We start from the raw sequence: 8812 nt of genomic DNA, 5'->3' as shown, positions 1-8812 counted from the left end.
GCTGAATATTCGCGACGACCAACTCGAGGACATGTTCGTCCAAGGGGTGCCGTTCTCGCGCTCGCGGCCACTGGTTTTCGTCTGCCCCGTGGGTGAGGTGTCGCTGCGTTTCGCCGCCCTGGCTCGCCGCAGCGGCTTCGACGCGTTCAGTCTCGCGGGTGGGCTCACCGCGTGGCGGGATGCGGGCAAACCGCTCGAATCCGCGCCCCGCCCTGGCTAGTTCGGCCCGGCTGGTTCGGTCCGGCTACTTCGAATCGATGCGACCGATCGGGTGCGAGCCGTCGGCCATCTCGGCGCGCGCTCGCGTCCAGTCGGCATCGTCCTTCGTCAGCGCGGAGCGCAGGTAGGCCAGCGTCACCCGCTGTACCGTGGCGACGCGCTCGGGATTCTCGTCGGTGGTCTCGGCGACGTCGTATCCGGAGATCCCGCCCAGACCGTGTTCGGCCCCGTACAGGGTGAGCAGGGATTTAGGGCCGGGGGCGAAGGTGTAGGGGTCGACGTGCCAGTCCGGGCCCGCCGCGGTCAGGTGGGCCGAGGCGTCCTTGTCTCCGGCGACCACCAACGCCGGGGACGTCATCGCGGTGAAGTCGGTGGTCGAAAGGAACGGATAGCGCTGGGCGACGAAGTCGGTGACCGCATCACCACGGCCGGGTGCCGCCAACAGGATGCCCGCCGCGATGCGCGGCTCGGCCAGGCTCATCAGGTCCCCGCCGGCGGGATCAGTCAGGCGCGCACCGAGCAGGACTCCGGCGGTGTGCCCGCCCATCGAGTGTCCGGCCACGGCGACCCTGCTCGGATCCAGGCGACCGCTCAGCTGCGGGACCTTCGCCGCGATCGCCTCGAGCCGGTCGAGGATGAAGGTCATGCCTTCGGCGCGGGAGCGCCAGTGCGGAACCGATTCGGCGGCAGGGTGTTTCAAGGCCGGGTGGTCGGCGAGCGTCATGGAGTCCAGGTGCGTCGGCTGGATCACCGCGAAGCCGTGCGCGGCCCAGTAATGGGCGAGCGGGGCATAGCCGTATCAGCAGACGCTGCTGGCGGCCGCCGCCGAGGTGTTCGTGACCTCCGGTGTCAATGCGCCGATCCGTGAGATCTCGGCGCGCGCGGGTGTGGGGATCGGGACGATGTACCGGCATTTCCCGACGCGGGCGGAGTTGGTCGTGGCCGTGTACCGCCATCAGGTCGAGGCGTGCGCGGAGGCGGGCCCGATCCTGTTGGCCGAGAACGATTCCGCGTTGACAGCGCTGCGCCGGTGGATCGATCTGTTCATCGATTTCCTGGTCACCAAGCACGGGCTGGCCGATGCGCCGCGCAGCGACGGCTTCGATGCCCTGCACACCTATTTCCTCGACCGGCTGGTCCCTGTCTGCGCGGAATTGCTCGCCGCCGCCGAGGCGGCCGGTGAAATCATGCCCGGCACCGAGGCTTTCGAGCTGATGCGCGGCGTCGGCAACCTCTGTATCGGCCGCGACGACGATCCCCGCTACGACCCCCGCCGGCTGGTCGGCCTACTGCTGCGCGGGTTGCAAGTCCCGTCCGCGGCCGGTCAGGGCTAGCCGCACTCGGTCCCGTGTAGCCGGTCCAGGTCGACGGCTTCGGCCATGGCCTGGTATCCGGCGGGGTTGGGGTGCAGGTTGTCCGGGTCGGCGAAACGGTGGTCGAGGGTGTTCGGGTCGGCCGGGTTCGCTAGAGCGGCGGCGAAATCGATGACGCTGTCGGAGAGGGTCTGATGCCGTATCCAGTCGTTGACGCGCAGGCGCACGTCATTGGCCAGGGGTGCGAGGACGCCGTCGAACAGGGCGTTGGCGGCGGGCATCAGGGTGCCCAGGTGCACGTGCAGGCCTGCGGCTTTCAAGCGGGCGATCAGGGTGGTGTAGGCGTCGACGAGCTGTTCGTAGTTCGGGCCGATGGGGATGCCGAGGTCGTTGATGCCTTCCAGGACGATCACCTCGGTGACGCCCGCCTGCGCGAGGACGTCGCGGTCGAGGCGGTCAAGGATGCTGGGGCCGAACTGCGGGATGAATCCGCCCGCGAGCACCCGATTTCCGGAGATGCCCAGGTCGAGGACCGAGATCGCGCGCCCGGCCGCGTCCAGGCGGCGTTGCAGGAAGTCCGGATAGCGGGAGTCGGTGTCCACCACCGTCGAATCCTGCGGGACGCCGAGCACATTCGAGGCGACGTAGCCGTCGGTGATCGAATCGCCCAGGGCGACCAGGCTCGAGGCCGCTGCGGCAGCCTCGACGTCGAGCCCCGCCGCCAGCGGCACCGAAGTCGTGCGCAGTGTGAAGGCGTCGGGGGCACTGTCGGCGGTGTGGTCGCCGGTGCCGGGTGGCGCGTAGTAGCTGGTGGCCTCGCCGTCGAAATGCTCGGTCGGCAGCAGCGCCGAGTCCGGCAGGTGAATGCTGAGCGCCAGCCGCTGCCAGGCGCGGACCGGCAGGTCGATCGGATCGCTGACCAGGTCGTCACCGGCGGCGATGCGCGCGCCCGTACGGCCGGAGAAGGTCACCGGGCGAAGCGATTCCGCCACGACGCCCGCACCGGCCGCCTGCACCCCGATCGTCACCGCGCCGATCGTGAGCGGCAGCGGGCGAAAGCGATTGGTGAGGTGAACCCGGAGCGTCCCGCCACCCAGATGCGGGGTGACCACGATCCGGTAGGTCTGATCGGCGACCGAAACCTGCGGGGTGAGCCCCGGATCGGCCAGCCCCACCCAGTCCGACGGCGCGACCGCCCACGACCCGACCCAGTGCGATCCCCCGCACTCCGGCGACGAAAATTCTTCCGCGCCAGCCACTCCCGCCCCGAGCCCGGGAAACCCCACCCCGAGCGTCACCGCCATCATCACCCCCAACACCCGAAGTCCGTGGCCGCCGCTACTGGTCATGCGCCGATCTGGTGGCAGGGGCATCGGTACTCCGTCGGTCTGGCTGCGCAGTGGTTCGCGTGCGGCGCACACTATCGCGACCGATCGGTCCGCCGACGGCGAACGCGAATATCGTTGGCCCACCCGCCAGTTCCTGCCGACTCGGCAACCGGGGCAAGGACACGCTAAGGTGCCTCGGGTCGAGATCAGTAGCCGGGCAGGGAGATTCACCATCAGTATCGAGCCAACCGCGGGTCTGCCCGTCGGCCTGCACATCACGCGCAATGTCTGCAACGTCGTCACGGCTCTGTGTTTCGGGTCGGGGGTGGTCGCCATCCTCGCCGGGACGTACGCGAATTCGGGGACGGAATGGAATCTGGTCGGGGTCGGGCTGTGGGTGCTGGCGTTGATCGCCCGTATCGGGGTGTTCGCGATCTCGCGGTCGAACGCCGGACACGCCGAATAGTGGCGGTGCAGCGGCGATAGCGCCGGTTGCGGGGCGGATGTGTTCGCCCGTGGCGAGCCGGTGCGGGGTTCGGGGACCGCGGCTGGCAGGATATTCCCGTGGAGTGGGCGTTCGGACTCGTCGTGCTGGTGTCGGTGGCGGTCGCATTGGCGGCCGGTGCGCGGCGGCTGGGGTTGGGTGAGCCATTCGTTCTGACGGTGGCCGGGGTGGTGGCCTCGTATCTGCCGTTCGTGCCGGAGTTCGATATCGAACCCGAGCTGGTGTTGCTGGGGTTGCTGCCGCCGCTGCTGTACACGACCGCGATCCGGGCCTCGCTGATCGACTTCAAGCCCAAGAAGACCTCGATCACCATGCTGTCGGTGGGGTTGGTGTTGTTCACCGCGTTCGCGGTGGGCGGGGTGGTGTATTGGCTGCTGCCGGTGCCGTTCTCGGCGGCGGTGGCGATCGGGGCGATCGTGGCCCCGCCGGATGCGGTCGCGGCGACCGCGGTGGCGCGGCGGGTGGGGATGCCGCGGCGGATCGTGACCCTGCTCGAGGGTGAGTCCCTGTTCAACGACGCCACCGCGCTGGTGACGCTGCGGACCGCGGTCGCGGCCATGGCGGGCAGCGTGACGATGTGGGAGGCGGGGGCCAGTTTCATCGGGGCGGCCGGTGGTGGCGCGCTCATCGGTGGCGTCGCGGCGCTGGTGCTGGCGTTCCTGCGCCGGCGCATCAACGACCCGGTGCTCGATACGTCGGTGTCGCTGCTCGCGCCGTGGATCGCGTATCTGCCCGCCGAGGCCGTGCATGCTTCGGGCGTCATCGCGGTGGTGACCTGTGGTCTGATCCTGGGTCACGGCGCCCCGCACTGGCAGAGCGCGGCCTCGCGCATCGCCGAGCACACCAATTGGCGCACCATCCAATTCCTGCTCGAGAGCGCGGTCTTCCTGCTCATCGGCTTGCAGGTGCGGCATCTGGTGGAGGCCGCCTGGCACAGCGACCTGCCGCATTCGACGCTGCTGCTCACCTGTGTGGCCGTGCTGGCGACCGTGATCGTGGTGCGGCCGATCTGGACGTTCCCGGCCACTTATCTCGCCTGGGCGATCGAGGGCAAGCGCCAGGGCAAACCCAAACCGGAGTGGACCGGCCCGGCGGTGGTCGGCTGGGCGGGCATGCGCGGCGTGGTGACGCTAGCTGCGGCCCTGCTGTTGCCCAGCGACACACCCGAATTGGCGACTCTGCAGTTGCTGGCGGTCGTCGTGGTGGGCGGAACCCTGCTGCTGCAAGGACTCTCGCTGCCGACGCTGGTGCGGCTGCTGCGGCTGCGCGGTCCCAGCCAGGCCGAAGACCTGTTGCAGGAGGCCAACCTGCTGCAACAGGCCACCTCGGCCGGACTCAAGGCGCTCGAGGAGAACATCTCACCGGAAACCCCGCCCGACGTCGTCGACGCTCTGCGCAACCGGGTGGTCGTGCGCGCCCAATCCGCGTGGGAGTTGCTGGGCCGCTCGGAATCCCAGCGGGTCACCCCCAGCGGCGAATACCGCCGACTACGCCTGGCGATGCTGGCCGCCGAACGCGAAACCGTGCTGCGCATCCGCGATTCCGGCGTGATCGATCAGGAAGTGCTGCAAGCGGTCATGGCGACCCTCGACATCGAGGAATCCACCATCGACCGCATCTCCGAGGCCGACGATGACGACGGTCTGGCTCTGGGTTCCCCCGTGACCGCGGGCTGCGAACACCTGCGCGAAGCACCTTGTGTCCGTACCCCTGACACTCCCGACGCCTGCGGTGAATGCCTCGACGAGGGCCTGGTCTGGGTCCATTTGCGCATGTGCCTCGACTGCGGCCATGTGGCCTGCTGCGACTCCTCCCCCGGCAACCACGCCACCAAGCACTTCAACAACACCGGCCACCCGGTCATGCGCAGTGTCGAACCCGGCGAATCCTGGCGCTGGTGCTACCTGGACGAACTCCTGGGCTGAGCGCTGCGCGGTCGATTCCGTTGACCGGCAATGCTCTTCGCACCGGCCGAGGTCTTGCAACAGATACTACGAAATCGTATAGTACGAAATCGTGGGATCTGGTTCGTTGTCTTCCGAATGGTCGGCTGTGCTGGCGTTGCAGCGGGCGACACATGCCACGTTGCAGGTGCTCGCGGCGGAGTTGGTCGATCTGGATTTGACCGCTTCGGAGATCAACGCGTTGGCCAACCTTGCCGACGGGCGCGGGCGGACCGTGTCGGAACTGGGTGTCGCCGTGGGGACTCGGCCCACCACGCTCAGCAGCGTGCTGGATCGGCTCGAGCGGCGCGGCCACATCACGCGGGGCAACCGTCCGGGAGATCGCCGGGCCGTGTTGATCGAACTCACCGCGTCCGGGCGGAGCACCGCCGCCACCATCCGGGAAACCATGACCGATCTGGAGCGCCGCGCGCTGGCCGGATTGCCCGCGGAAGCCGTTGCGGGCCTGCGTGATGCGCTGCAAGCCCTCACCGAGGTGTCCTCATGACCACACCGCACTCCGAACCCAACACCCACGACCGTGCCGATGTCGACAACAGTGGCGATTTCGACGAACTGATGGCCGAGGTGATGGCGAGCGCCGCACGCTTCGGCCACCGCGAACACGTGCACCTGACCTGGCTGGCCGTGCGCCGCTGCGGTGTGCCCGCGGCAATCGAGTTGGTCAGCAACGGTATTCAGCGCACCGCGCGTTACGCGGGCGCGCCGCAGAAGTATCACGTCACCGTCAGCCGCGCCTGGGTGGAGCTGGTGGGCCATCACGCGACGGAGTCCGGTGAGGAGGATTTCACGGCCTTCGCCGCGCATCACGGCGCTCTGCTCGACAAGCGGTTGCTGAGTCGTTTCTATCGGCCGGGGACGCTGGCGCTGCCCGCGGCGAGGCGCGGCTGGGTGGAGCCGGACCTCAGCGCATTCCCTTGGTGCGCATAGCCATCGCGGGCTGTGGCCGGGCGGGGCGACCCCAGGCGAGGTGGTCGACGGCCAGGAAGGGTTCGTCGACGACGGTCGCGGGGGTGGATCCGGTGAACGACATGATGTCTCGATGCAGGTGGGACTGGTCGGTGTAGCCGCGCGCGGCCGCGACCGCGGCGAGGGAACGGCCCGCGACCAGGTCGTGCACGGCGTGGTCGAAGCGGATGAGTTTCGCGGCCTGTTTGGGCGGCAGACCCAGTTGGGTACCGAAGCGCGACCACAGGCGTTTGCGGCTCCAGCCGACCTCGGCGGCCAGTTCCTCGATGCGGGCCGTTCCCCGACTGTCGATCAGGCGGTGCCACGCTCGCGCCACTTCCGGATGGACGTCCGTGGCCGTCGCGGTCCGCTCGAGCAGCCAGTTCTCGGTGCGCGCGAAGCGATCTCGCCAATCGCCGAGTGCGCCGAGCTGCTCGGAGATTCGGGTCGCGTCACTGCCCGAGAGGTCTTCGAGGGAGACGACGGCGTTGTCGAGTTCGGCCACGGCCGGTCCCAGCACCGCGTGCGCCGCCAAGGGCGACAAGCGGATTTGCAGGCAGTCGAAGGTGTCGACCTGGAGTGCGCGGAAGACGCCGCCGTAACCGGGCCCGATGGCGAAGCTGCCGACATGCCGGGCTCCGGCGGGATCGCGCAGGGCGATCGTGCCGCCGAACACCAGCAACAGGGTCACGGCGGGGTGCGGGATCAACCGCAGCGCGGCCGGGGTGCGGCCGCGATCACCGAAACCGGCCATGGTGAGCCCGGGCAACCGGCTGGGCCCGCGCGGGCAGGCGATATCCCACAGCATCGCACCGTCCTGCTGCACGCCGGTCCCCATGCCGTCATCGTACGCAGGGCGGGCGGCGGGAACATTTGTCCAATACGTGCTTATGCGGCGGCGGCCATAGTGCAGGAATGACTGCTTCCGGCAACGAGATCACGGCCGAAGGGATCCACGTCCGCACCGACGGACCGCGTGATGCCCCGGCATTGCTGCTCATTCACGGCACGGCCGCCTCGGGGCGATCGTGGGATCCGATGGTGCCGTTGCTGACCGGATCGCATCGCGTGATTCGTGTCGACCTGCTCGGGTGTGGCGGCTCGGCGGCACTCGACGGCCGGGAGTACACGGTGGCCGATCAGGCACGTCGGGTCGGAGTCGCGGTGCGGGCGTTGGGCATCCAGCAGGTCGTCGCCGTCGGGCATTCCAGTGGCAGCGCGGTCGCTACCGCGCTGGCCGAGCAGCGCCCCGACCTCGTCACCGGGGTCGTGATCATCGATTTCGGGCCCGACATGGGCGCGTACACCCCGCCGGACGGTCCGGCCGTGACGGTGCCGTGGGCGGAGCTCACCGATGATCAGTTCCGCGGGCTGATGCGGTCGGGGTTCCGCGCGGGCTACGAGATCCCGCAGGAGTATGTGGAGCAGTTCCGCGAGATCGACCCCGCGGTGTTCGCGGCCGCCTCGCTGGCCAACTGCGCCTACCTCGAGGAGCGGTCCCTGCCGCAACGGCTTGCGCCGCTGGGCAAACCGTTGCTGGTGCTCTTCGGCGAGGACGACGCCCGGTGGCGGCCCGCACACGCGGGCGAATACCTCGTCGTTCCCGGCTCGAGAGTCGAGGTGCTCGCCGGGGTCGGGCACTCGCCGAATCTGGAGGATCCGGCGCGCACGGCCTCGATCGTGCTGGCCTTCACCACCGAACATGCCCTCGACTGAAGCCACCCCATCACCGAACGCACGCATCACCGAACGAGGAGAGTCCCATGCAGGAAACCGAATTGACCGCGGTGCCCGAGACGGCGCTGTGGACGCTGCGCAATCGAGCCGAGGAGGCGCTGCGCCCCGACTCCGCCTTCACCGACGAGGAGGCGGTGCGGCTGTATCGGGGGCTCGGTGGTGAGGATTTCGAGCGTTTCGGGCCGCCGAGTCAGGTGCATTCGATGCGGGCGATGGTGATCGACGCGGTCATCACCGATTTTCTCGCCGCCCACCCCGGGGCGCCGGTGGTCGCGCTCGGGGAAGGGTTGCAGACGACGTACTGGCGGCTGGGTGAGCCCGCGGTGGACTGGTATTCCCTGGACCTGCCGGAAATGGTTGCCACGCAACAGCGTCTGCTGCCCGCCGCGGCGGCCATCACCCGGCTGGCGTATTCGGTGCTGGACCGTGCCTGGCTCGAGCGGGTGCCCTCGGGGCCCGCGGTGATCACCGCGGAGGGCTTGTTCATGTACCTGCCGCCGGCCGAGGTGCATCGGCTGATCGGGGAACTGGCGGCGCACTTTCCCGGCGGCACACTCGTCTACGACTCCATCCCGCGGGTGTTCAGCATGGCGACGATGCGGGGCAAGGTGCGCTTGAGCGAGCGCTACGTCGCGCCGCCGATGCCCTACAGCCAGTCCCTGCGCCAGGCGCGGCAGTTGCCCGATCGCATCCCGGGAGTCGTTGCGTGCGTGGATCTCGTGCCGCCGCCCGGGCGGGGCCGGTGGGGTTCGCCGCTGCTGCGGCGGGCCGCGAACACCCCGATCGGCCGGGCCCTGC

Annotated in this window: 11 protein-coding genes; 8 read left to right on the top strand and 3 right to left on the bottom strand. The window is 69.2% G+C overall.

Annotated features, from left to right (window positions below):
* Window positions 1-220 (top strand): rhodanese-like domain-containing protein (locus ACWELQ_RS29020; protein ID WP_452400212.1); only part of this gene is annotated, 220 nt, incomplete at its 5' end.
* Window positions 221-244: 24 nt separating this feature from the next.
* On the opposite strand, the gene ACWELQ_RS29015 is transcribed toward ACWELQ_RS29020, so the two are convergent.
* Window positions 245-970 carry an alpha/beta hydrolase family protein gene (locus tag ACWELQ_RS29015; protein WP_452400211.1) on the bottom strand — a complete coding sequence of 242 codons (726 nt, stop codon included), beginning with the start codon at window positions 968-970 and terminating at the stop codon, window positions 245-247.
* A gap of 58 nt (window positions 971-1028) precedes the next feature.
* On the opposite strand from ACWELQ_RS29015, the gene ACWELQ_RS29010 reads away from it, so the two are divergent.
* A complete protein-coding gene (locus ACWELQ_RS29010; RefSeq protein WP_452400213.1) occupies window positions 1029-1553 on the top strand; it encodes a TetR/AcrR family transcriptional regulator in 525 nt (174 codons plus the stop codon).
* On the opposite strand, the gene ACWELQ_RS29005 is transcribed toward ACWELQ_RS29010, so the two are convergent.
* Window positions 1550-2905, bottom strand: coding sequence for a GDSL-type esterase/lipase family protein (locus ACWELQ_RS29005; protein WP_452400210.1), 1356 nt, complete (start codon window positions 2903-2905; stop codon window positions 1550-1552). The two genes, ACWELQ_RS29010 and ACWELQ_RS29005, sit on opposite strands and share 4 nt — an antisense overlap.
* A 145-nt stretch (window positions 2906-3050) precedes the next feature.
* On the opposite strand from ACWELQ_RS29005, the gene ACWELQ_RS29000 reads away from it, so the two are divergent.
* The 4 genes from ACWELQ_RS29000 (at window position 3051) to ACWELQ_RS28985 (ending at window position 6259) form a co-directional block, all read left to right on the top strand.
* Window positions 3051-3326 (top strand): hypothetical protein, encoded by a 276-nt coding sequence (locus ACWELQ_RS29000; protein WP_452400209.1) that lies wholly within the window; start codon window positions 3051-3053, stop codon window positions 3324-3326.
* A 98-nt stretch (window positions 3327-3424) separates the two neighbouring features.
* Window positions 3425-5290, top strand: a complete 1866-nt coding sequence (locus ACWELQ_RS28995; protein ID WP_452400208.1) for a Na+/H+ antiporter — start codon at window positions 3425-3427, stop codon at window positions 5288-5290.
* Between the two features lie 91 nt (window positions 5291-5381).
* The gene (locus ACWELQ_RS28990; protein WP_452400207.1) at window positions 5382-5816 is read left to right on the top strand and encodes a MarR family winged helix-turn-helix transcriptional regulator; all 435 of its coding nucleotides are present in this window, start codon (window positions 5382-5384) and stop codon (window positions 5814-5816) included.
* Window positions 5813-6259, top strand: a complete 447-nt coding sequence (locus tag ACWELQ_RS28985) for a hypothetical protein (RefSeq protein ID WP_452400206.1) — start codon at window positions 5813-5815, stop codon at window positions 6257-6259. Before ACWELQ_RS28990 ends, ACWELQ_RS28985 begins: the two co-directional genes overlap by 4 nt.
* Here ACWELQ_RS28985 and ACWELQ_RS28980 read toward each other — a convergent pair.
* Window positions 6234-7115: a helix-turn-helix domain-containing protein gene (locus ACWELQ_RS28980; protein WP_452400205.1), complete on the bottom strand. Its 882-nt coding sequence runs from the start codon at window positions 7113-7115 to the stop codon at window positions 6234-6236. The two genes, ACWELQ_RS28985 and ACWELQ_RS28980, sit on opposite strands and share 26 nt — an antisense overlap.
* Before the next feature lie 77 nt (window positions 7116-7192).
* Here ACWELQ_RS28980 and ACWELQ_RS28975 point away from each other — a divergent pair, with 77 nt between their 5' ends.
* Together ACWELQ_RS28975 and ACWELQ_RS28970 are read left to right on the top strand one after the other, a co-directional pair.
* Entirely contained in the window at window positions 7193-7993 is an 801-nt protein-coding gene (locus ACWELQ_RS28975) for an alpha/beta fold hydrolase (protein WP_452400204.1), read from the top strand.
* A gap of 47 nt (window positions 7994-8040) precedes the next feature.
* On the top strand, window positions 8041-8812 hold a 772-nt coding region (locus tag ACWELQ_RS28970; RefSeq protein ID WP_452400203.1), incomplete at its 3' end, for a class I SAM-dependent methyltransferase.

Source organism: Nocardia sp. NPDC004722 (assembly GCF_053601505.1).
The sequence above is the reverse complement of the archived record's forward strand: the minus strand, read 5'-3'. Positions and strand labels throughout refer to the sequence as shown.